Source organism: Methylobacterium terricola (assembly GCF_006151805.1).
GTDB classification, from domain to species: Bacteria; Pseudomonadota; Alphaproteobacteria; order Rhizobiales; family Beijerinckiaceae; genus Methylobacterium; species Methylobacterium terricola.
Genome location: NZ_VDDA01000003.1, coordinates 103,165 through 126,439, shown reverse-complemented (window position 1 = coordinate 126,439; position 23,275 = coordinate 103,165). Strand labels below are relative to the sequence as shown.

Below are 23,275 nucleotides of genomic sequence, written 5' to 3'. Positions count from 1 at the left end.
CCGCCCGTCACTGCGCCAGACGCACCGGCTGGTCCTTCGGCGGGCCGACGCCGGCCGGCACCGGCACGCTCGACGAGTTGTAGCTCGCATTGATGACGAGGTTGGCGCTTCCCAGCGTCCGGATCGTGCGCGCCACCACCACCGTCCAGGGCGACCTGTCGGCGACCTTGTTGTTGATGCCGTGCACTGTGAGGCTGGCATTCGGCAGGTAGATCGTGCCGACGAGCTTGCGGGCGTTGCTGGTCGAGATCTGGACGTCGCCAATGAAGTTGCGGTCCGAGATCATCACGAAGCCCGCATAGGGGCCGCTCTTGCGACCCTCGAGGTTCAGCACGGCCGTGCCGGTCACCTGCAACGTGGATGCGTTCGTGATGACGATGACGACGTCGGTGCCGGTGACCGTCGACCGCCCGCCGATGCTGAGGAGGGGACCGACGAAATAGTGCTCGCCGGGGGAAAGGACCACGTTAGCCGATCCGTGCACTGTGATGATGCCGCAATGCACGCCGGGCTTGAGGTAGAAGGTCCCCGTCCCGATGTTGAGCGAAGGAACGTCGCAGACCGGGAGCGGCATATCGATCCTCATGGTCGCGAACGGGTCCGTCATCAGCGGCGCGTCGGTCACCGGGGCGGGGCGGATCGGGCCGGACGCGCTGCCGACGGCGCGCGCCTCGCCGGCTCGCAGGAGGGTGCCTTGTCCGGCATACAGGTTGGCGTTGCTCTGGACGAGGCAATCGCTCGCCGTGATCGACGAACTGCCCTCCAGCGTGATGGTGGACGACGCGATGTCGAGGATGCCGGCGCTGGCGCCCAAGCCGGGATGGCCGGGATGGCCGGGATGGCCGGCGGCCATCGAGCCGAGCACGCAGAGCGGCTTGCGCGCGGTGCGGACCGCCGTCGCAACGGCGGCGATGTTCCAGCCGCCTGGCGGCAGCAGGTTGCCGAAGAACGATCGGCGGTGCGCGGTCTGGCTCACCGTGATCGCGCGTGTCGCAGCGTTGATCGAGGCGGTCGAGGTCACCGACCAGCGCAGGCGCAACGGAGCCGCCATGTCGTCGGCGTAGAGGCGGGTGCGCTCCGTCGTCGCGTCGGACTGGTCGACCCCGAACTCGCCTGCGCCCTGGAGCGCCGCAGCATCGACGTAGCTCTGCAGCTTCGACTTCGCCAGCATCACCTCGGAGATCTCGGCGACGCCGACCGACCCCATTGCCAGGATCGGCAGCAGCAGGGCGAGCAGGGTCGTGACCGTTCCGCGCCGGCAGTGCCGGAAGCGGCCGAAGGTCAAGGCGAAATCCGAGCGGAGGCTCATCGTCGAGGCAGGCGGCAGTTCGGGTTGTATAGTTTCCGAACACCATCGAGAGTTGTTGTCTCGCGATGCTCGCTCCCAGCACAGTCCTGCTATGCTCCGCGAAGCCTCACCAAAGACCTAATCCGCGCGATGAAATCGGCAATTGACGGTCAAGACCGCCGCAATCTGCCTGGCTCGTCCTTCGGTCCGGCACGGAACGCCTGATCCGTGCCGGGTCCCTCTGGGTCAGGCCGTGACGTCGTGCTCGATCGCCCCGAAGATCGAGTGTCCGCCTGTATCCTTCATCTCGATCCGCAGGCGGTCGCCGGCCGCGAGGTAGGGCGTGCGGGCCCAGCCGCCGGTCAGGGCCTCGGCGGCGCGGGCCTCGGCGAGGCAGGCATAGCCGGCTCCGCCCTCGGCGGCGGCGCGGCCGGGGCCGCCGTCGATGCCGCGGTTCGAGACCGGCCCGGCGCTGACGATCGTGCCGGCGCCCAGCGCCCGGTGCCGCGCCGCCTCCGCCACCAGGGCGACGAGGCTGCTGCCCAGATCGGCCCCGGCCTCGGGGCAGCCGAGCGCCTTGCCGTTGCGGCTCACCCGCAGCGTCCGGTGCAGGGCGCCGTCGCGCCAGGCCTCGCCGAGCTCGTCGGGCGTGACCGCGACGGGGGCGAGGCTCGCGGCGAGCGCCGGCGCGTCGGCGCCGTCGAGATCGAGCCCGTCCGGCCGCAGCCGGTCGTGGCGGATCACCTCCGCCACCAGCGTCACCAGCCGGATGGCACCCGCGGCCATGCCCGCCTCCGCACCCTGGGGCACGTCCCCGGTGATCACCGCGAGGCCAGCCGAGAGGTCGAGGGAGGCGGCCGGATCGGCGTGGACGAGCGGGTCGCGCGGGCCGAGGAACGCGTCGGAGGCGGCGTGGCGCAGGGCCGCGCCCCCGCCGGCCGGCGCCTCGGCGCCTGCCGCCTGCCGCAGCAGCGCCGGGTAGCCGGGCCAGGCGGCGGCGTGGCGGCGGGCATAGGCCCGGGGCAGGGGGGCGGCGCAATCGTGCTCGTGGAAGCGGAACGAGGGCACCGAGCCGTGCTCGAGCTGCTCGGCCAGGGCCTCCAGCGCCGGGGCGTAGCGCTCCCAGTCGTCGAGGGCCTGCTGCAGCGTCGGCACCACGATGAAGGCGTCGGTGGCGCGGGTGAGATCGCGCGAGACCACGACGAGGCGGCCGTCGCGGCCGTGCTTGAGGCTGGCGAGCTTCATTCGGCGTCCCTCCTTCGGCCCGCTCGCGCGGGCACCGTGCCCGTCCTGCGGGCGTGCCGGCCCGATTCTTCGGGCGGTCGCGCCATCATGGACCGCCCCGGCCGCGGAGGCTACGGCCGGGGCGGATCGGATGCCTCCCTCGGGGTCAGATCGCCCGCATCAGATCGTTCCGTGGACGAGGCCGTGGATGAAGCCGAGCTTCGCGATCACCGGCGGGGCCAGCACGAAGGGGTAGAGGTCGCCCTGGCCCATCGCCCGGTTGACGCTGTTGAGGGCGAACACGAAGGGCAGCCAGGCCGCCATGATCTGCTCGATGCTCTGCGCCTCGTAGGGGTCGAAGTCGATCCGCGCGGCGAGCTCGCCGCCCGCGTCGAGCAGCGGATGGACCTGCATGCCGAAGGCGCTCGCCATCTCCAGCGTGTCGACGATGTGCAGGTAATGCGCCCAGGTCTCGGCGAAATCTTCCCACGGATGGGTGGTGGCGTAGGCCGAGACGAAGCTCTCCTGCCAGTTGGCCGGCGTGCCCTCCTCGTAGTGGCGCTGGAGCGCCGCGTCGTAATCCTGCGAATCGTCGCCGAAGACCGCCCGGCAGGCCTCCAGCCGGCCGGCATCGCGCACCAGCAGGTCCCAGTAATGGTGGCCGACCTCATGGCGAAAATGCCCGAGCAGGGTGCGGTAGGGCTCGCCCATCTCGCGCCGCCGCTTCTCGCGCTCGGCGTCATCGGCTTCCACCAGCGCGATGGTGATGACGCCGTTGTCGTGCCCGGTCATCACCTTCGGGCCCTGGTTCTCCGGCGGGTCGGCCAGGAAGTGGAAGATCAGCCCGTGCTCCGGATCCTCGGCCCGGGTCTTCAGCGGCAGGTTCCAGCGCAGCAGGCTGTAGAACAGGCGGTGCTTGGCGAATTCCATCTCGCGCCACTTGGCGAGGTATTCCGGGTTCGAGACATCGGGAATCGTGCCGTTGTGGCGGCAGGCGAGGCAGAACGCGTCGCCCGAGCCCGGCGGCACCAGCCAGTTGCAGGCATCGTGCACCGCATTGGCGCAGAACCGGCTCGGCCGGTCCGGCACCGCGAGCGGCGTCCAGTCCTCGCCCCCGGCGGGCGTGAGCGCGGAGAGCGTACGGGCCTCCGGCAGGTAGGCCAGCCGATGGCCGCAGCGCTGGCAGGTCCGGTTCTCGAAATACAGGATGTTGCCGCAGGACTGGCACTGGAACAGCTTCATCGGGGTCTCCACCGGGCGCAACCGCCCGCCGCACGGTGCAACGAACGTGCTAGGGGGGCGTGGGTTGCGGCGGAGCGATGCCGGAACGGCAGCTGGACAGCGCAGCCCCAAAGCTGGCCGGTCCTCGGACAAGCCGGGCTATCCTCCCAAGGCCCGGGTCGGCGACATGTCGGGCATCGCCGGTGGTGCGCCTTGGCAGCCATCGCGCCGAGCATGGCCGCTCCCGGCACCCGTTCGAAACGGAACTGTTTGATCCACTTTATGGGCGCTGCGAATATTGCTGCTGGTGCGTCTCGTATTCATGATCGGCGTCGCCGCGACAGGCTGTCGGTTGACGGCGCCGGGGGGATATCGATGCACGTTGTGCATCGCCATGAATAATTGCCATGGATAATTTCAAATATCATCTCAAAGAGGCCTGATGCTCCGCTCCAGGTCGCGGAGAATTTCGATCGACCGATCCGGTGCGCCTCCGCCGGCGAGATCGCTGTCCTGCGCACGGCTGAGCGCGTCCGCTACGGCGGATTTGACTTGCTGTTTGTTCTGAACGGCTTGCGCGGCCGAAGCCGTGGCCGCGTTTGCCTCCCGGCGGGACGCATCGGCCTGCTTCTCGGCGGGGACACGCCCGAGATAGTAACCCGTTGCCGTTCCCAAGAGACCCAGCGCCACTGCCATGATATCTTTTTTCTGATTAAAAATGGCTGCGTCAAATTTCTCAGTGTCAAGATACGAGAATGTCCTAAATAAAATAAAAAGCGATACGATCCCGATTCCAAAAGTCAAAAATGCGGCCATGAGTTCCTTTATGGTGAGGCGATCGTTGTCTGGCGTCGCGACCTTCGGAGGTGGTACGGTATCGCTCATTGCGCTCTCCTGCCTTGATGGTCCTCGTAAGTCGTGCTCGGCATTTCGGCGCGAACATGCTCGGCTCGATGAAGGACCTCATCAATGAAATGAGGGCCAGTGAAGGTCGACGGTTCCGAGGATGGGCGCCATCCATCAATATACGTCACGAACGCTGGGGGGGATAGAGTCAGCCAAATCCCTGAAAGTTTCAGGGCCGGAATATCGAGGATGCGCGCTTCGCAATCATGTGGGAATTTATCTGCTATCGATCTCGCCAGTTCGGCAGCATCGATGAGCCTCGACCCTGCTGCCGAGCTGGCAAGGCTCACGAATTCGCTGGACCCTCGTTCGGTTCGGACGTCCGCGAACGAGGAATGGTCGGAATTGGCTATGATATATCGCCATCCTACTAAATGGGCTTTATCGAGAAAGGTCTTATCTTTGATATCGTCGAGCATCAATCCATAAACAGGAAGGGGATCTTGAATATCGACGGCAGATCCTCCAGCCAGATCGTCTGATCGGAATAAAAGATCGTCGAGTCCTTCCTTGACGACATGCTGGCCATCGAGTGGTGCATCTTTGGGTGTTGCGATTGCCATGTCATGCTCCCATGAGATCTGCATCATCCACGACATCTTGCCCATCGAGATCTATCTGTCCTCCTGCGAGAGTCACCATCAACATGCGATCCGTAAGATAACTATGGGTCCAAGTACCCCCGGTCCCGGTATAGTAACTAGCAAATCGAGAATATTTTATCTGCGTGTTCCCATATATTGGATCGGATATGTAAATGTATTCGGATCCGGAAGGGGTGATCTCATAACCATGTATCGCCTGAAAGTGGCCTCCGCCGCCACCGTTCCATCTGACGCGTGTGCCGACAACTCTGCTGTTGTCGATCTCATTTTTGATGTCGTCGAACGTCAGCGGGCTATTCCGTTGATCGATGAGTTGAACCAAATTGTGTGTCTTGACAAGCGCTATATCAAGTCTTGCTTGTTGGTTGCATTTTGCCTTATCTGATGCATTTGCGGCGACGCAGCAATCGGGCCGCCCGAGAACAGCGTTCGCCGTCGAGCATTGTGTCCAAATCGAATGCGGATCGTAATAGTGCGAAACGCTCGTTGCGACCGCTGACCAGCACCAATTGGTTTGATTTTGATTGGCAACAGTAAATAGCAATACAAGCTTTGCTGGCGCCGTGCTCGTCGCAGATGAAGTGTTCGCTGATCCACTCACTACGCATGCTCCTTGAGCGCTCTCGCGCACGCAGCCAATCGCCATACTATTGCACAGAAAATTCGGACGCTGCAATAGAAGATGCGGTTGGGTCCCAGGGCATCTTGGTTCAGCCTCTCGGCGATGACGAACGGCTTCGCCATGAGATTGGAAATTATATTTCCGGAATTGTCCCATTGTTTATCTAACATAATATAATAATCACCGATCAGTGATAATGAGAGACGAAAATATGCTTAAACATGTAGTGTTACGATTTATGGGTCTCTATTCAATGGAAATAAATCGTATCATGTTTGCAATTCACGGTCTTGATCGAGAGATGGTTCCGATCGAACCAAATAATGATTGTTTTTTGCTGACCTGGCTGGATCGATCGTCGACGGGCGCTGACGCATCGGCATCGGTCCTGCCGTATCACCCCGCCGACGACGCTCGCGCGGCGACCTCTCGCGCACGGGCGTCCCGTCAGGGACGATGGGCGATGGGGCCGATCGGCGCGGCAGCCCGGCGATCGCGACTGCGACCCATGCCCCCAAGGCCCTCACACCCCGCCCGCGAAATCCCCTATCACCGACGCAGCAACCCGAACCGGGCCGCCAGATGCCCGCGCGAGAGGAGATGCCGATGGCGATGAACGGGGCCGAAAGCCTGGTGCGCACCCTGGTGGCGGGGGGCGTCGAGGTGTGCTTCACCAATCCGGGCACCTCGGAGATGCACTTCGTCGCCGCGCTCGACCGGGTCGAGGGGATGCGGGCGGTGCTGTGCCTGTTCGAGGGTGGCGCCACGGGAGCCGCCGACGGCTATGCCCGCATGGCCGACAAGCCGGCCTCGACCCTGCTGCATCTCGGCCCCGGCCTCGGCAATGGCATCGCGAACCTGCACAATGCGCGCCGCGCCCGCTCGCCCGTCGTCAACATCGTGGGCGAGCACGCCACCTATCACCGCGCCTTCGACGCGCCGCTCACCTCCGACATCGAGGGGCTGGCCGGCCCGGTCTCGGCCTGGATGCGCACGGGTCTCAGCGCCAAGGCGGTGGCGGCGGACGGTGCCGACGCGGTCGTCGCCGCCCGCACGGCGCCGGGCGGCGTCGCCACCCTGATCCTGCCCGCCGACACCGCCTGGGAGGAGGGGAGCGGCATCGCGCCCCTGCCGGCGATCCCCGAGCGGCCGCGGGCGAGCGACGAGGCGATCGCCCACGCGGTCGCGGCGCTCCGCAGCGGCGAGCCGGTGCTGCTGCATCTCGGCGATCGGGCGGTGCGCGACGAGGGGCGGCGCATCGCCGATCGCATCGCCCGGAAGACCGGCGCCAAGCTGCTCGCCATGACGTCGAATGCCCGCATCGACCGCGGCGCCGGCACGGTGCCGATCGAGCGCCTGCCCTATCCGGTCGATCCGGCCCGCGAGGTGCTGGCGCCCTACAAGCATGTCATCCTGGTCGGCGCGACCCTGCCGGTGGCGTTCTTCGCCTATCCGGGCAAGCCGAGCGCGCTCGCGAGCCCGACCTGCGACGTCTTCGCCCTCGCGACCCCGGAGCAGGACCAGATCGACGCCCTCGCGCGCCTCGCCGAGGCGGTCGGCGCGTCGCCCGAGGCGCCTTCGCCCGCCGGCCCCCGCCCGGACCTGCCGGGGAGCGGGTCCCTCGACCAGGATTCGATCGCCCGGGTGCTCGGCGCGCTGATTCCCGAGGGGGCGATCGTCTGCGACGAGTCGGTCACGACCGGGCGCAGCTTCTTCCCCGCCACCCACGCGGCGGCGCCCCATACCTGGCTCCAGCTCACCGGCGGCGCGATCGGCCTCGGCATCCCGATGGCGACTGGCGCCGCGGTGGCCTGCCCCGACCGCAAGGTCATCTCCCTCCAGGCCGACGGCAGCGCCCTCTACACCGCCCAGGCGCTCTGGACGCAGGCGCGCGAACGCCTCGACGTGGTGACGCTGATCTGGTCGAACCGCTCCTACGCGATCCTGCGCCACGAGCTGACCAATGTCGGCGCCAATCCGGGCCGCAAGGCGATCGACATGCTGACCCTCGACGACCCCGCCATCGACTGGGTGAGCCTGTCGCGCGGCTACGGCGTCGAGGCGCGCCGGGTCGAGACCCTGGCCCAGCTCGTCGACACCCTGACGGGCGCGCTGGCGCGGCGCGGGCCGTTCCTGATCGAGGTGGCGCTGGCGTAGCCGTCGTCCTTTTCCGGGCCTTGCGGCCGGGAGGACACAACCTGCGGCGGCGGGAGCGGCTAGGCATGGACATCCCTTGCCGAAAGGTTACCGCCGCATGCTCCCGCGCCGCCTCGTCCTCGCCCTCCTCGCCGGGTTGCCCCTCGCGGCCTGCAACGCCCGCGGGCCCGCGCAGGTCGCGGCGGTCGATCCGGACGCGGCCTGGTACATCGGCACGATGCCCGACCAGCCCTACGACGTGCCGCTGGTCGACCGCAGCCGGATGGATCCGAAATACCGGCGCCAGACCGTGGCCTATACCGGCCTGGAGAAGCCCGGCACCGTCGTGGTCGATATCGACGAGCGCATGCTCTACCTCGTCCAGGACGGGGGCCAGGCCCTGCGCTACGGCGTCGGCGTCGGCAAGCTCGGCTTCTCCTGGAAGGGCACCGCCACGGTCGGCCGCAAGGGCGTCTGGCCCGATTGGGGCCCGACCGCCAAGATGGTCAGCCTCAATCCCGACCTGCCCCGCACCCGCAAGGGCGGCGTCGACAATCCCCTCGGCGCCCGGGCGCTCTACCTCTACCAGGGCGGCCGCGACATCCTGTTCCGCATCCACGGCACCAACGAGCCCTGGAGCATCGGCGAGCAGATGTCGTCCGGCTGCGTGCGGATGCTGAACGAGGACGTGGTCGATCTCTACAACCGCGTGCCGGTGGGCACGACCGTGATGGTGAAGCGGAACGGGAAGTATCGGGTGTAGGGAGAGATTGTCGGGCGCCACGCCCTGAACCCTCCCCCGCAGAGGGGGGAGGGCTCTCGGGAGCGCCTCCTCACACCGGCGGGTGCATCCAGAACTGGGCGATCAGGGCCGCCCCCAGGAACGTCCCGGCATTGGCCAGGAACGACACCACCACGATGCGCCAGCCGAGGCGGCGGAAGGCCGGGAAGTCCTTGGCGAGCGACAGGCCCGCGAAGGCGAGGATCGGGGTGGCGAGCGCCAGGAAGTTGATCCGGCCCGTCGCCGCCGCGATCTCGGCCGAGAACGGCGTGCCCGGATAGGTGAGCGCCATGCCGATCAGCGACACCCAGACCACCGCCGGCAGCCGGCGCCCGGCCAGGCGGTACAGCACCTCGCCGACCACCACCGCGCCGACGATGATCGCCGCACCCACGAGCACCTGCCCGTCGGGCTTCGTGCCGTAGGTCAGCCAGTTGCCGATGAGCCCGAGCGCCGCCGTGGCGAGCCAGACCAGCACGAGGGCCGGCAGGCCGAAGGACGGGGCGGCGTGCGCCGTCACCGCCGTATCCGGCTCGGGCGCCGCCTCGGGCCGGCCGCGGCCGCGGCCGATGATCGGCTCCAGCACGCCGTAGGCCCAGACCGTGAAGGGCAGCGACAGGAACAGGGTGAAGTACGTGCCGATGGTGGTGGTGACGAGGTTGCTCGCTGCCGCGAAGGTGGCGACCTCCTTCGCCATTTCGGGTGTCTGCTGCGCGGCGATGGCGCCGGCGGCGGCCGCCATCATGCTGCCCGAGCCGACGCCGGCGCCCATGGCGAGCGCCAGCGGGTTGAAGATCCCGAGACTCGCGATCAGCCCGGCCAGCACCGCGATGAACACCGCCCCGAACACCGTGCCGGTCAGGTACTCGGCGAGCACGCCGCGCCCTTCCGGGGAATCCATGCCGTAGCGCTCGCCGATGATGGCGAGGCTCGGCTCGCGCCCGACCGAGAAGGTGGCGCCGATCGCCTCGCGCTTGAGGCCGAGGAGCAGCGCCACGGGCAGGCCGAACACCATCGTGCCGAAGAAGTGGCCGAATTCCTGGAAGACGAGGGCCCAGCCGGCGCCGAGGATCTTCGGCAGCGAGCCGCCGACCAGGAGCCCGAGCTTGGCGACGAAGAGCAGCAGGGCCGGCTGCAGGATCGCCCCGGCGGCGACCTGCAGCGAGACGGGCAGGCGCAAGGCGGGCGGCAGACGCGGCGCGGCGAGCCCGAGGCCGCCGCCCATCAGCAACGCCCAGAGCAGCGGCAGCAGGATGATCTTGCCGTGGCCGAGCGGGATAGCGACGTTGCCGATCGCTTCCGCCAGGGTCACCACCACGAGGGCGAGAAGGAACAGGATCACGATGCCGGCGCGGCCGGTGGTGGAGGGGGGCGCGACGGCCGGGCTGCCGGTCGCGAGGGTGGCGCTCGTCATGGGGGAACTCCGGGGCGGGGGCGGTCCGGAGGGGCCGCCCCCGGACCGGGAGGGGTTTCAGGCGCCGACGCCGGGGGCGTAGCCGAAGGAGGCGGCGGGGGCGGCGGCGGTCTCGACCCACACGCTCTTGACCTGCGTGTACTCGTGCAGGGCCTCGAGGCCACTCGAGCGGCCGTAGCCGCTGCGGCCCGAGCCGCCGAAGGGCGAGGCGACGTGGATGGTCTTGTAGGCGTTGATCCAGAACGTGCCGGCCCGCACCGCCGCCGCGACCCGGTGGGCGCGGCCGACGTCGCGGGTCCAGACCGCGCCGGCGAGCCCGAACGCCGAATCGTTGGCGATGCCGACCGCCTCTTCCTCGGTGTCGAACGGGATCACTGTCACCACCGGCCCGAAGATCTCGGTCCGGGCGCACTCCATCGCGTTGTTCGCCTGGGCGAGGACCGTCGGCCGCACGTAGTAGCCGCCCTCCTGCGCGGTGCCGTCGCTGCCGGCGGCGAGCTGCGCCCCTTGCTCGAGGCCGCCGCGGATCATCGCCATGACGTGGCGGTACTGGTTGGCGTTGTTGATCGGCCCGACCTCGGTCTGCGGGTCGAGGGGATCGCCGACGCGGATGCGCTCGGCGCCCGCCGCCAGCATCGCGACGAAGCGGTCGTAGACCGGGCGCTCGACGAGGAGCCGCGAGCCGGCGACGCAGGACTGCCCGGCGCCTGCGAAGATCGCGGCCTGCGCGCCCAGGCACGCCCGCTCCAGGTCGGCATCGGCGAAGACGATGTTGGCCGACTTGCCGCCGAGTTCGAGCACGCAGGGCTTGAGGTGCCGTGCCGCGGCCTCCGCGATCCGGGCGCCGGTGGCCGGCGAGCCGACGAACACCACCTTCACCACCGCCTCGTCCGCCAGCGCTGCCTGGCCGGTGGTGTGGCCGTAGCCGGCGAGCACGTTGACGACGCCGGACGGCAGCCCGGCCCGCTCGGCGAGGGCCGCCACGGCGAGCGAGGTCAGGGGGGTGAGTTCCGAGGGCTTGAGCAGCACCGAGTTGCCAGCTGCCAACGCCGGGGCGAGCTGCCAGCCGCAGGTGAAGACCGGGGCGTTCCAGGGCGTGATCTGCAGCACCACGCCGAGGGGCTCGCGGCGGGTGTAGTTCAGGTGGCTGGTCGGGACCGGGATCACCTCGCCGTGCAGCTTGTCGGCCCAGCCGGCATAGTACTCGAACATCTCCGCGACCTTGGTCGCCTCGACGCGGCAATCGCGGATCGGCTTGCCGGCATTCAGCGCCTCGAGGCGGGCCAGCGGCTCGATCTCGGCCCGGATGCTGCGGGCGATCTCCTGCATCACCCGGCCGCGGGCGGCCCCGGTGAGCGCGGCCCAGGCCGCCTGGCCGGCACGCGCCGCCCGGGCGGCCTCGGCGACCAATTCGGGGCCGGCATCCGGGTACTCGGCGAGCAGCATCCCGGTCGAGGGATCGACGAGGCGCACCGGCTCGCCGGTGCCGGTGACGATGCGGCCGCCGACCCAGGAGCCGATCGTGGTCATCGCGGGGAAGAACGGGCGCAAGGCGGCGGCGAGCGCCTGCGGGCGGGTCTCGGTCATGGCTTTGGTCTCCCGGTCAGGCGAGCTGGAGCTTGACGATGGCGTTGAAGTCGGCGTCGTCCGGGGCGACCTCGGCGCTGTCGCGCCACAGCTGCCCGACTTGGCCTGAGAGCGGCAGGTCGAGGGCCAGCGCACCGATCAGGCTCTCCGCCAGCCGCACGTCCTTGCGCATCAGCTTCATGGTGAAGCCGGAATCGAAGGCGCCGGTGAGCACCCAGGTCGGGAAGTTGACCTGCGTGACGCCGCTGCGGCCCGATCCGGCATTGATCCCGGCGAGCAGCCGCTCCGGATCAACGCCGGCGTCCTTCGCCATCCGCACGGCTTCCGCCGCGGTGATCAGGTGGGCGGCGCAGAGCAGGTTGTTGGCGAGCTTGGTGACGTGCCCGGCGCCGACGCCGCCGACATGGACCCGCGTCGCGCTCATCGCCGCCAGCACCGGCTCGGCCCGGGCGACGGCCGCGTCGCTGCCGCCGATCACCATGGTCAGGGTCGCGGCATGCGCGCCCTTCGGCCCGCCGCTCACCGGCGCGTCGACGAGGTCGATGCCGGCCGGCTCAAGCGCCGCGGCGATGCGCCGGGTGACCGCCGGGTCGGAGGTCGAGGTATCGATGACCAGGAGACCCGGCTTGGCGTCCCCGGCCTTCGCACCGTGGAGCGGCCCGTCCGCCCCGAGCAGCACCGCCTCGACCACCTCCGGCGTCGGCAGCGACAGCACGACGGCCTCGCAGGCCTGCCACAGGGCGCGCGGGCCCTCGGCCACCGCGATGCCGTCCGCCGCCGAGGCCTCGCGGGCGCCGGGGGCGGGGTCGTAGCCAATCACGGCAAAGCCGCGCCGGTGCAGGGACAGGGCCATGCCCCGGCCCATATTGCCGAGGCCGATGACGCCGATCGTGCGCATGGTCTGATGTCTCCCGATGGCCGCCGGGATCGTGGCCGCGGCGCCTTCTGGGATCGGGAGAATGGGTCAGTCGGCCGTTGAGCGGAACGACACTGGCCGGTATTTTGCGTTGACTTGCCGGCAACGCACCCGGCGGGTGGAGGACGATCCGATGCACAGCCTCGACGAGCGCTGCCTGCGCTACCTGGCGGAGGCGATCGGCTGCGGCTCGGTCCGCGCGGCGGCCGACAAGCTCAACGTCAATGCCTCGGCGGTGAGCCGGCAACTCGCCCAGATGGAGGTCCAGCTCGCCACGCCGCTGATCGAGCGCCACCCGCGCGGCGTGCGGGCGACCCCGGCCGGCTCGCTGCTCCTCGACTATTACCGCCGCCAGACCTCCGACCGCGAGGACATCCTGGCCAAGCTCACCGACCTGAGGGGCCTGCGCCGCGGCCATATCGACGTGGTGCTGGGCGAGGGCTTCGTCGGCGACCTGATGTCGGGCCTGCTCCAGGGCTTCTGGGCCCGCCACCCCGACCTGACCATGACCCTCGATCTCGCGGCGACCAACGACGTGGTGCGCCGCGTCGTCGAGGACGAGGCGCATCTCGGCCTCGTCTACAACCCGCCGCCGGAGCCGCGCCTGCGCACCCATCTGGCGATGCCGCACCCGATCCGGCTGCTGGTGCGGGCCGACCACCCGCTCGCCGCGCAGTTCCCCGCTCCCTCGGCGGGCCCGGTCCGCCTCGCCGACCTCGCCGGCCACCGCCTCGGCACGATGCACCCGGCCTACGGCATCCGGCAGATCATCGCGGCTGCCGAGCGGGCCGAGGGCGTGCGCCTCGATCCGAGCCTGATCACCGGCTCGATCGGCGTGCTCAAGCAGTTCGTCGTCTCCGGCACCGGCGTGACGCTGCTGCCGGCCTTCTGCGCCGCGCAGGAGGTGACCGACGGGATCCTAGTCGCCCTGCCGCTCGCCGATCCCGGTCTCGACGGCGTCGAGGCCCGGATCGTCACCCGGCTCGGCCGCCAGCTCTCGCCGGCGGCCGGCACGCTGCTGCAGCACCTGGCGCGGGGAATGGCGGCGGAGGGGCGGGGGCGGGTGGGGTGAGAGAGCCTGACTTGCGCCGGCCGAGCGGGTGTGTTGCCGGGAGCGTTCTCGCGCAGCGGAGCCACCACCCTCTTCGTCATCCTGGGGCCGCGCAGCGGAACCCGGGATCCATCACCGCCGACGCTTCAGGATGAAGCGGGACCTACGCCGCCTCGTCCTCGACCGTCAGCGGTTATGGATCCCGGGTTCCCGGCTGCGCCGAGCCCCAGGATGACGTGGAGGGTGTCAGGTCGACGGGTGGCCCGACGGGCCCCGACTGACCATTCTCCGCCTCGAACGCCGCCCGGAACTCCGGCCGCGCCAGCTCGTACAAAAGCTCCCGCAGCAGGCCCGCCCGTTCGGGCCCGAACGCCGCCTCGAAGCGCGCCTGTGCGGCCCGCCACAACGGCGTCGCCCGATCCAGCGTGGCGGCGCCGGCCTCCGTCAGGGCGATGCGCCGCGCCCTCCGGTCCAGGGGATCGGGGACCACGCTGACATAGCCGTCGCGGGTCAGGGGCTTGAGGGTGTGGGCGAGCCCCGAGAGGTCCATCACCATCGCCTCGGCGAGGGCACCCATGGTCGGCGTGCCGAGGCCGCGGATCGTCGCGAGGAGGCCGTACTGGGTCGTGCGCAGGCCGCTCGGCGCCAGGGCCTCGTCGTAGAGCTGCCCGACGCTGCGCGTCGCCCGGCGCAGGGCCGCGTTGCTGCAACGGGTCGGATGGATCGTCACGGCTCGCCTCCGCGCCCCGCCGCGGCGGGATCGACGACCCCGATATGCGACCATCCGGAGGACGCCGCAACACGAGCCCTCGGCCGATCGTCGCGCCGGTGGGTGGAGACGGCGCGCCCGTCTCCGCTATATGTCTCCGCCGCCGCCCCCGACGCCTCGGGGGAGGCGCGGGAGCGGGGCCTGGACGGATGGGAGAGGGATGACGGATCGCGGGCCGGCGCCGGACCTCGTCGCGGAGAATGCAAGGCTGCGCGCCGCCCTGGCGGCAGCGGACGCCGCGCGGATGGCGGCCGAGGCCGAGGCCGAGGCGGCGCGGGCCGCGCTCGCCGGTCGCTCCTCCCCGGTGGGCGGCCTCTTCGTCGATCCGCGCCTGCGCACCGCGCTCGGCATCGAGACCGTCGGGGCGATCGTCTTCGACATAGCGGGTCCTTCGGCGGGCCGGGTGCGCGAGGCCAACGACGCCTTCCTGGCGATGAGCGGCTACGACCGCGACGACCTGGAGCGCGGCCTGCTGACGAGCGCGACCCTGGTGCCGCCGGAATGGCAGCCGACCTCGCGGCGCGTGATGGCCGAGCTGGAGGCCGAGGGGCGCTCGGATTCGACCGAGCGCGAGTACCTGCGCAAGGACGGCTCGCGGTTCTGGGGCCTGTGCGCGGCCACCCGCCTCGACGACGGCACCGGCTTCGAGTTCATCATCGACATCACCGCCCGGCGCCGGGCCGAGGAGGCGCTGCGGCGCAGCGAGGCGCGCTACCGCACGCTGTTCGAGGCGATCGATGCCGGGTTCTGCGTCATCGGCCTGCGCTTCTCCGACGACGGCAAGCCGGAGGATTACCAGTTCCTCGAGGTGAACCCCGCCTTCGCGCGCCAGACCGGCCTCGAGGCCGCGGCGGGGCACTGGATGCGCGACCTCGCGCCGGACCACGAGCAGCACTGGTTCGACCTCTACGGCCGGGTGGCCCTCACCGGCGAGCCGATGCGCTTCATCCAGCCGGCCCGGTCGCTGGGCGAGCGCTGGTACGAGGTCCACGCCTTCCGGGTCGATCCGCCGGAGGCCCGGCACGTCGCGATCCTGTTCAACGACATCACCGCCCAGCGCCGGCTGGAAGACGCCCTGCGCGGCCTCAACGAGACCCTGGAGCGCCAGGTCGCCGCCCGCACCGCCGAGCGCGACCGGATCTGGCAGGTGAGCCGCGACATGCTCGGCGTCGCCGATGCCGACGGCGTCTGGCGCAGCGTCAACCCGGCCTGGACCGCGACGCTCGGCTGGGCGCCCGAGCAGGTGGTCGGGCGCAGCTCGGCCTGGCTCGAGCATCCGGACGACCAGGACCGGACCCGGGAGGAGATCCGGCGCCTCGGCACCGGCGAGCCGACCCTGTCGTTCGAGAACCGGTTCCGCACCCGGGACGGGGGCTACCGCACCCTGTCGTGGCGGGCGGTGCCGTACGAGGGCAACCTGTACTGCGTCGCCCGCGACGTGACCGTGCAGCGCGATCGGGCCCAGCGCCTGGTCCAGGCCGAGGAGGCTTTGCGCCAGTCGCAGAAGATGGAGGCGGTGGGCCAGCTCACCGGCGGCGTCGCCCACGACTTCAACAACCTGCTCACCATCATCCGCTCGTCGGTGGATTTCCTGCGCCGGCCGGACCTGCCGGAGGCGCGCAAGGCGCGCTACCTCGACGCGGTCTCCGACACGGTCGACCGGGCCGCCAAGCTCACCGGCCAGCTCCTCGCCTTCGCCCGCCGCCAGGCCCTGGCGCCGGAGGTGTTCGACGTCGTCGCCCGCCTCCAGGGCGTCGCCGACATGCTCGATACCGTGACGGGTGCGCGGATCCGCGTGGTGACGCAGGCGCCCGACCGGCCGTGCTTCGTCCGCGCTGACTTGAGCCAGTTCGAGACCGCGCTGATCAACATGGCGGTCAACGCCCGCGACGCGATGGAGGGCGAGGGCACGCTGACCCTGAGCGTTGCCTGCGGCGCGCCAAAGCCAGAGATCCGCGGCCACGCCGCCGCCAAGGGCCCGTTCGCGGCGATCTCGCTCACCGATACCGGCACCGGCATGACGCCGTCGGTGATCGACAAGATCTTCGAGCCGTTCTTCACCACCAAGGAGGTCGGCAAGGGAACGGGGCTGGGCTTGAGCCAGGTCTTCGGCTTCGCCAAGCAATCGGGCGGCGACGTCGACGTGACGAGCCGGGTGGGAGAGGGCTCGACCTTCGTCCTCTTCCTGCCCGAGGTGGCCGCGCCCACCGAGGCCGGCCCGGCGGCGCCCGTCGACGAGGGCATGGAACAGGCCCGGGCCGGCCAGCGGGTGCTCCTCGTCGAGGACAATGTCGGCGTCGGCCGCTTCGCGGCGCAGATCCTCAACGACCTCGGCTACGTCACCACCTGGGTCACCAATGCCGAGGCGGCCCTCGACGTGCTGGGGGAGGATCCCGCCTGGGACGCGGTCTTCTCCGACGTGGTGATGCCCGGCATGGGCGGCATCGCGCTCGCCAAGATTCTGCGCCAGCGCCATCCCGGCCTGCCGGTGCTGCTCACCTCCGGCTACAGCCACGTCCTGGCCCAGGAGGGCTCGCACGGCTTCCCGCTGCTGCACAAGCCGTACTCGGCCGAGCAGCTGTCGCGCATGCTGGCGAGCGCCATCGGGCAGAGGCGGTCCGGTCCGACGCCGGCCGGCTGAGACTCAGGAACGCCCGGCAAAGCTCCGGCGATAGGCCGCCGGGCTGGTGCCGAGCCGCGTCCGGAAATGGTGGCGCAAGGCCGCCGGGCTGCGAAAGCCGCTCGCCTCGGCGACCTGCGCCAGCGACACGGCGCCCGGCCGCTCCAGCATCTCCCGGGCGCGGCGCAGCCGCTCGGCGATGATCCACTCGCCCGGGGGCAGGCCGGTGGCGGCGGCGAAGCGGCGCTGGAAGGTGCGCAGGCTCATCCCGGCGAGGCGTGCCATCGCGGCGAGGGGCCGGTCCTCGTGGAGACCCGCCCGCATCGCGTCGATCGCCGGGCCGAGGCGCGCCGCCTCGTGGTCGCGCAGGACCGGCGCCTCGATGAATTGCGCCTGGCCGCCCTCGCGGTGGGGCGGCACGACGAGGCGGCGCGCCACCGCGTTCGCGCGCTCCAGCCCGAAATCGCCGCGCACGACGTGGAGGCACAGGTCGATGCCGGCGGCGCTGCCGGCGGCGGTCAGGATCCGGCCCTCGTCGATGTAGAGTACCCCCGGATCGAGGGCGATGGCGGGGTGGCGGGTAGCGATGGCGTCGGCGTAGCGCCAATGCGTCGTGGCCCGTCGCCCGTCGAGGAGCCCGGTCGCCGCCAGGACCGCGAGCCCGGAGCACAGCGACATCAGCCGGGCGCCCCGCGCATGGGCCGCCATCAGCGCCCTGACGAGGTCGGGCGGGACGGCCGCGTCGATCGCCCGCCAGCCCGGCACGACGACGAGGTCGGCCTCGTCCAGCACGTCGAGCCCGCCCTCGACCGCCACCGTGAGGCCACCGGCCGCCCGCAACGGCCCGGGCTCCGCCGCACAGACGGCGTAGCGGTACCAGCCTGGGCCCGCCTCGGGCCGCGGCAGTCCGAACACCTCGCAGGCGACGCCGAACTCGAAGGTGCACAGGCCGTCATAGGCCAGCACCGCGACGCGCGGGCCGGAGGTGTGGCTCGGGAAGGCGGAGGGGTTTGGCACGATCTCGACGCGGAACGGCAGGCGGCCCGGTCTCGGGCCGGCGGGGGAGAGGGCAGGATACGGCGGTCGAGAGGAAAGCGAAGCCGTCATGTCGAACCCCGTTACCGCCGTTCCGCCCGCCCCCGCCGCCGAGGTCGCCGCGCACTATGCCCGTCGCCTGGCCTTTGAGACCGACTGCGCCGACGTCCACGCCGCCATCGCGGCGGGCGAGCCCGGCTTCGTGCTTCTCGACGTGCGCGGGCCGGCCCTCTACGCCAAGGGCCACATCCCCGGCGCCCTGAACCTGCCGCGGGGCAAGATGACGCCCCGGTGCATGGCCGAGTGGCCGGACGGCACGCTGTTCGTGGTCTATTGCGCCGGTCCCCATTGCAACGGCACCGACAAGGCCGCCCTGAATCTGGCCGGGCTCGGCCTGCCGGTGAAGGTGATGATCGGGGGGATCACCGGGTGGGTGGATGAGGGGTTTTCTCTGACTGAGGGTGCCTGATCGGGCCGGCCGGATGCCCATCGGCATCCGGCCGGCCCGCTGGTTTATGCCGCCGCGAAGGCCCGCAGCACCGCCTCCGCCGCCTCGCGGGTCGTGGCACTCCCCTTGAGGTCGCGGGTGCGCGACGCCGGATCGCGGAGCGCGGTCTCGATCGCCGCCACGATGGCGTTGGCGGCGTCCCCCTCGCCGAGGTGTTCCAGCATCATCGCGGCGGTCCAGATCTGGCCGATCGGGTTGGCGATGCCTTGACCCGCGATGTCCGGCGCCGAGCCGTGGACGGGCTCGAACAGCGAGGGGAAGCGTCCCTCCGGGTTGATGTTGGCGGACGGCGCGATGCCGATCGTGCCGGTGCAGGCGGGCCCGAGATCCGACAGGATGTCGCCGAACAGGTTCGAGCCGACCACCACGTCGAACCGGTCGGGATTCAGCACGAAATGGGCGGTCAGGATGTCGATATGGTACTTGTCGCGGCGCACCTCGGGGTAGCGCTCGCCCATCGCCTCGACCCGCTGGTCCCAGTACGGCATCGTGATGGCGATGCCGTTCGACTTGGTGGCCGAGGTCAGGTGCTTCTTTGGCCGCGACTGCGCCAGGTCGAAGGCGAATTTCAGGATCCGGTCGACGCCGTGACGGCTCATCACCGTCTCCTGGATCACGATCTCCCGCTCGGTGCCCGGATACATCGTGCCGCCGACGGACGAGTACTCACCTTCGGTGTTCTCGCGCACGACGTAGAAGTCGATGTCGCCGGGCTCGCGGCCGGCGAGCGGGCAGGGCACGCCCGGCATCAGCCGGACGGGGCGCAGGTTGACGTACTGGTCGAACTCGCGCCGGAACTGGAGGAGCGAACCCCAGAGCGAGATGTGGTCCGGCACGGTGGCCGGCCAGCCGACGGCACCGAAGAAGATCGCGTCGGTGGGCGTCAGCAGCGCCTTCCAGTTCGCCGGCAGCATCGTGCCGTGCTCGGCGTAGTAGTCGCAGGAGCCGAAGGCGTGGTGCTGCAGGTCGAGGCGGAAGCCGAACTTCTCCGCGGCGGCCTCGAGGATGCGGACACCCTCCGGCACCACCTCCTTGCCGATGCCGTCGCCGGGGATGACCGCGATGCGGTAATGGCGGGTCTGGGTCGTCATGGGGAGAGCCTTCTCACGCCAGCGCGGCGCGCACGTCGGCGACGTCGAGGACGTCGTTCAGCGTCTGCTCGAAGCGCGCGAGCAGGGTATCGATGTCCTCGTCGGTGCAGCAGAGCGGCGGCGCGAAGCCGACGATGTCGTCCGCGAAGGCGCGGAAGATCACGCCGTTCTTGTAGCCGAACCGGGCGAGATGGCCGGAGAGGCCGAGATCCGGCGACGGCTTGGTGCGCTTCGCCTTGTTCGTGACCAGCTCGACGCCGGCGAGCAGGCCGCGCACCCGCACGTCGCCGACGAGGGGGTGATCGGCGAGGCGCGCGAGGCCCGCGGCGAAGCGCGCCCCGGCCCGGCGGCCATTCTCCAGGATGCCGCCCTCGGTGTAGAGCCGCAGCACTTCCAGGCCGACCGCGGCGCTGACCGGGTGGGCCGAGTAGGTGAAGCCGTGGCCGATCGGCTTGCCCGCGGGCGCGCCGTCCGCGATGGCGCGGTAGATCCGGTCCGACATCAGCACCGCGCCCATCGGGCTGTAGCCCGAGGTCAGGCCCTTGGCGGTGGTCATCAGGTCCGGCACCACGCCGTCATGCTCGACGCCGAAGAGCGGGCCGGTGCGGCCGAAGCCGGTGATGACCTCGTCGGCGACGAACAGGATGTCGAGCTCGCGGGCCGTGTCGCGCATCGCCTTCAGCCAGCCGTCCGGCGGCACGATCACGCCGCCCGAGCCCTGGATCGGCTCGGCGAAGAACGCCGCGACGTTGTCCGCGCCCAGTTCCTCGACCTTGGCCTTCAGCGCCGCCACCGAGGCGGCGATCACCGCCTCGGCGCTGTCGCCGGCCGGGTTGCGGTAGGGATAGGGCGACGGGATGTGGTGCTGGAGCTGGGTCGGCGCGTCGAAGCCGTCATGGAACGACTGGATCGCCGTGAGGCCGGCGCCGATGGTCGAGGAGCCGTGATAGCCCCGCTCCAGGGCGATCATGTGCTTCTTCGTCGGCCGGCCGGTGACGTTGTAGTAGTAGCGGATGAACCGCACCGCCGAATCGACCGCGTCCGAGCCGCCGAGCGTGAAGTAGACGTGGTTGAGGTCGCCCGGCGCCAGCTCGGCCAGGCGGGCGGCGAGCCGGATCGCCGGCTCGCTGGAGAAGTGGAAGTAGCCGGTGGCGTAGGGCAGCCGCCGCATCTGCTCGGCCGCCACCTCGACGATCGATTCGTGGCCGTAGCCGACATTGACGCACCACAGGCCCGAGAACCCGTCGAGCAGGGTGTGGCCTTCGGCGTCCGTGAGGGTGGCGCCCTTCGCCGATTGCAGCACCGTGGCGCCGCGCGCCTCGTGGCCCTTCCACGAGATCACCGGGTGGATGAGGTGGTCGCGGTCGAGCTCGATCAGGGAATTGGGGCGCATGGGTCAGGGCTCCGGGCAGCGGGATTGCAGGATGCCGGGGGATGGGCGGGATTTTTTGCCGAGATGGGCGGGCGAGGCCGCGTGGGGTGCGGTTTGGAGGGGGCGGGGCGGCAGATTCGTTGGGACGCCCGGGGCAGGCCCGGCCCACGACGGCGCGGGTCAATCGCGCATCACAATCTGACGGCCTTTCATAGGCCACTCCCCCTTTCCCGGACGACTGAAACGAAGTGGAAGGAGATCCGGGATCCAGCACAAGGAGTGCCGCGAAGCGGCTCTGTATGCTTCACCGTTGCAGACAGGCAGACGCTTCGCGACTTGTTGTGCTGGATCCCGGATCTCCTTCCGCTGACGCTGCAGTCGTCCGGGAAAGGGTGGGGCTTACGACGAAACGTTGATCCGTAAGACGATAGGCTGCAAAGGTGTGCAACGGAGGAACCTGGGAGCGCTACGCCGCCACCCCGCGCCCCTTGCACACCTCATCAAGCCACCCCGTCCGCAATTCCGGCACCGAGGACAAGAGCAGCCGCGTATACGGCTCCTTGGGATCCGCCAGCAGCGCCTCGGTCGGGCCGGCCTCGACCACGCGGCCGTGCTGGAGCACCATCACGGCGTCGCTGATCGAGCGGATCACCCCGAGGTCGTGGCTGATGAAGACGTAGGCCACGTTCAGCTCGCGCTGGATCTCGACGAGCAGGTCGAGCACTGCCTCGCCCACCACCGTGTCGAGGGCGGAGGTGACCTCGTCGCACAGGATCACGTCGGGCTCGGCGGCCAGCGCCCGGGCGAGGTTGATGCGCTGCTTCTGGCCGCCGGACAATTCGCTCGGCCTGCGCTCGGCGACGCTGCGGGGCAGGCGGACCTGGTCGAGGAGCTGCATCAGCCGCTGGCGCCGCGCTCCTGCGCCGAGGCGGTGGTAGAAGGCGAGCGGCCGCTCCAGGATCTGGGCGATGCTCTGGGCCGGGTTCAGCACCGTGTCGGCATTCTGGAACACGATCTGGATCCGCCGCAGGGTCTCGCGGTCGCGCCGGTCCAGCGACGGGGGCAGGACCGTCCCGTCGAGCCGCACCGCACCGCGGGCGGCGGGCACGATGCCGGCGACGACGCGGGCGAGCGTGCTCTTGCCCGAGCCCGATTCGCCGATGATCCCGAGGGTCTCGCCCCGCCGCAAGCTGAAGCCGACATCGTGCAGGATCTTGATCCGCGGCAGGCCGTCGGGGCCGGCCGGGCCGTAGCCGGCGGTGATGCCGGTCGCGGCGAGGACCGGGGCCTCGTCGGACTCCGAGAGGGGCTCCGGACCCTTGCGTTTGACCGGGGCGGCCGCCGCGATGAGCTGGCGGGTATAGGGGTGGGCGGGGGCGCTCACCATCTGCTCGACGGCGCCGATCTCGGCGAGGCGCCCGTGGCGGAGCACCGCGATCCGGTCGGCGATCTGGGCCACCACCGCGAGGTCGTGGCTGACATAGATGCCGGTGATGCCGCGCTCGCGGATCGCCGCCTTGAACGAGACCAGCACCTCGATCTGCGTCGTCACGTCGAGGGCCGTGGTCGGCTCGTCGAAGATCACGAGGTCGGGATCGTTGAGGAGCGCCATGGCGGCGAGGAGCCGCTGGAGCTGCCCGCCCGAGACCTGATGGGGATAGCGATCGCCGATCGTGTCGGGGTTCGGCAGGGCGAGCTCGCGAAACAGCGTCTTCGCCTTGGCGGTGGCCGCTTGCGCCGAGAGCGAGCCGTGGATCAGCGCGCTCTCGATCACCTGCGCCATGATGGTGCGGGCGGGGTTGAACGAGGCCGCGGCACTTTGCGCGATGTAGGCGATGCGGTTGCCGCGCAACCCCCGCAGCTCGGAGGCCGAGCAGGCCAGCACCTGTGTGCCGAACACGTCGACCGAGCCGCCGCGGATGGCGCAGCCCCGGCGGGCATAGCCCATCATGGCGAGCGCGATGGTGGTCTTGCCGGAGCCGGATTCGCCGATCAGCGCCAGGACCTCGCCGCGGGCGATCTCGAAGCCGACCTCGTGGACGATCGTCGTCTCGGTTCCGTCCTCGGCCTTGGCCGTGACCTTGAGGGCGTCGACGCGGACGGTGCCGCTCTTGTGCGCGTGCGCCATG

The 23,275-nt window shown here is 70.1% G+C and carries 19 protein-coding genes; 5 read left to right on the top strand and 14 right to left on the bottom strand.

Annotated elements, in window-relative coordinates; translation table 11 throughout:
* Nucleotides 1-7: 7 nt before the first annotated feature.
* The 6 genes from FF100_RS07935 to FF100_RS38600 all read right to left on the bottom strand — a co-directional run bounded on the left by FF100_RS07935 (nt 8) and on the right by FF100_RS38600 (nt 5,890).
* Entirely contained in the window at nt 8-1,285 is a 1,278-nt protein-coding gene (locus FF100_RS07935) for a pilus assembly protein TadG-related protein (RefSeq protein WP_171070089.1), read from the bottom strand.
* A gap of 249 nt (nt 1,286-1,534) precedes the next feature.
* Complete coding sequence (locus tag FF100_RS07930) at nt 1,535-2,533, bottom strand: fumarylacetoacetate hydrolase family protein (protein ID WP_139035022.1); 999 nt, start codon at nt 2,531-2,533, stop codon at nt 1,535-1,537.
* Nucleotides 2,534-2,692: 159 nt separating this feature from the next.
* Nucleotides 2,693-3,754, bottom strand: coding sequence for a zinc-binding metallopeptidase family protein (locus FF100_RS07925; RefSeq protein WP_139035021.1), 1,062 nt, complete (start codon nt 3,752-3,754; stop codon nt 2,693-2,695).
* Between the two features lie 408 nt (nt 3,755-4,162).
* Nucleotides 4,163-4,618 carry a hypothetical protein gene (locus FF100_RS07920; RefSeq protein ID WP_139035020.1) on the bottom strand — a complete coding sequence of 152 codons (456 nt, stop codon included), beginning with the start codon at nt 4,616-4,618 and terminating at the stop codon, nt 4,163-4,165.
* Entirely contained in the window at nt 4,615-5,247 is a 633-nt protein-coding gene (locus FF100_RS07915; RefSeq protein ID WP_171070085.1) for a hypothetical protein, read from the bottom strand. The genes FF100_RS07920 and FF100_RS07915 overlap by 4 nt, the downstream gene beginning before the upstream one ends.
* Complete coding sequence (locus FF100_RS38600; protein WP_425463293.1) at nt 5,204-5,890, bottom strand: C39 family peptidase; 687 nt, start codon at nt 5,888-5,890, stop codon at nt 5,204-5,206. Before FF100_RS38600 ends, FF100_RS07915 begins: the two co-directional genes overlap by 44 nt.
* Before the next feature lie 582 nt (nt 5,891-6,472).
* Between FF100_RS38600 and FF100_RS07905 the strand changes: the two genes are divergently transcribed.
* Complete coding sequence (locus FF100_RS07905) at nt 6,473-8,023, top strand: acetolactate synthase large subunit (protein ID WP_139035017.1); 1,551 nt, start codon at nt 6,473-6,475, stop codon at nt 8,021-8,023.
* 97 nt (nt 8,024-8,120) lie between these two features.
* Nucleotides 8,121-8,765 (top strand): L,D-transpeptidase, encoded by a 645-nt coding sequence (locus FF100_RS07900; protein WP_139035016.1) that lies wholly within the window; start codon nt 8,121-8,123, stop codon nt 8,763-8,765.
* Nucleotides 8,766-8,835: 70 nt separating this feature from the next.
* Here the strand turns inward: FF100_RS07900 and FF100_RS07895 are convergent, their stop codons facing one another.
* The 3 genes from FF100_RS07895 to FF100_RS07885 are packed head-to-tail and all read right to left on the bottom strand — an operon-like array spanning nt 8,836 to nt 12,700.
* Nucleotides 8,836-10,197 (bottom strand): DUF3100 domain-containing protein, encoded by a 1,362-nt coding sequence (locus tag FF100_RS07895; RefSeq protein ID WP_139035015.1) that lies wholly within the window; start codon nt 10,195-10,197, stop codon nt 8,836-8,838.
* A 57-nt stretch (nt 10,198-10,254) separates the two neighbouring features.
* Complete coding sequence (locus tag FF100_RS07890; protein WP_139035014.1) at nt 10,255-11,784, bottom strand: aldehyde dehydrogenase family protein; 1,530 nt, start codon at nt 11,782-11,784, stop codon at nt 10,255-10,257.
* 16 nt (nt 11,785-11,800) lie between these two features.
* On the bottom strand, nt 11,801-12,700 hold the full coding sequence (locus FF100_RS07885; RefSeq protein ID WP_281287271.1) for an NAD(P)-dependent oxidoreductase: 900 nt from the start codon (nt 12,698-12,700) through the stop codon (nt 11,801-11,803).
* A 133-nt stretch (nt 12,701-12,833) separates the two neighbouring features.
* Here FF100_RS07885 and FF100_RS07880 point away from each other — a divergent pair, with 133 nt between their 5' ends.
* A complete protein-coding gene (locus FF100_RS07880; protein WP_139035012.1) occupies nt 12,834-13,772 on the top strand; it encodes a LysR family transcriptional regulator in 939 nt (312 codons plus the stop codon).
* A gap of 172 nt (nt 13,773-13,944) precedes the next feature.
* On the opposite strand, the gene FF100_RS07875 is transcribed toward FF100_RS07880, so the two are convergent.
* Complete coding sequence (locus FF100_RS07875) at nt 13,945-14,481, bottom strand: MarR family winged helix-turn-helix transcriptional regulator (RefSeq protein ID WP_246101966.1); 537 nt, start codon at nt 14,479-14,481, stop codon at nt 13,945-13,947.
* 199 nt (nt 14,482-14,680) lie between these two features.
* Between FF100_RS07875 and FF100_RS07870 the strand changes: the two genes are divergently transcribed.
* Nucleotides 14,681-17,161, top strand: a complete 2,481-nt coding sequence (locus tag FF100_RS07870; protein ID WP_139035010.1) for a PAS domain S-box protein — start codon at nt 14,681-14,683, stop codon at nt 17,159-17,161.
* A 3-nt stretch (nt 17,162-17,164) separates the two neighbouring features.
* Here the strand turns inward: FF100_RS07870 and ftrA are convergent, their stop codons facing one another.
* Nucleotides 17,165-18,178 (bottom strand): transcriptional regulator FtrA, encoded by a 1,014-nt coding sequence (gene ftrA / locus FF100_RS07865; RefSeq protein ID WP_139035615.1) that lies wholly within the window; start codon nt 18,176-18,178, stop codon nt 17,165-17,167.
* A 67-nt stretch (nt 18,179-18,245) separates the two neighbouring features.
* Here ftrA and FF100_RS07860 point away from each other — a divergent pair, with 67 nt between their 5' ends.
* The gene (locus FF100_RS07860; RefSeq protein ID WP_139035009.1) at nt 18,246-18,644 is read left to right on the top strand and encodes a rhodanese-like domain-containing protein; all 399 of its coding nucleotides are present in this window, start codon (nt 18,246-18,248) and stop codon (nt 18,642-18,644) included.
* Between the two features lie 44 nt (nt 18,645-18,688).
* On the opposite strand, the gene FF100_RS07855 is transcribed toward FF100_RS07860, so the two are convergent.
* The 3 genes from FF100_RS07855 to FF100_RS07845 all read right to left on the bottom strand — a co-directional run bounded on the left by FF100_RS07855 (nt 18,689) and on the right by FF100_RS07845 (nt 23,274).
* Complete coding sequence (locus tag FF100_RS07855; protein WP_139035008.1) at nt 18,689-19,774, bottom strand: tartrate dehydrogenase; 1,086 nt, start codon at nt 19,772-19,774, stop codon at nt 18,689-18,691.
* Between the two features lie 13 nt (nt 19,775-19,787).
* The gene (locus FF100_RS07850) at nt 19,788-21,167 is read right to left on the bottom strand and encodes an aspartate aminotransferase family protein (protein WP_139035007.1); all 1,380 of its coding nucleotides are present in this window, start codon (nt 21,165-21,167) and stop codon (nt 19,788-19,790) included.
* A 445-nt stretch (nt 21,168-21,612) separates the two neighbouring features.
* Entirely contained in the window at nt 21,613-23,274 is a 1,662-nt protein-coding gene (locus tag FF100_RS07845; RefSeq protein ID WP_139035006.1) for an ABC transporter ATP-binding protein, read from the bottom strand.
* Nucleotide 23,275: the final 1 nt, after the last annotated feature.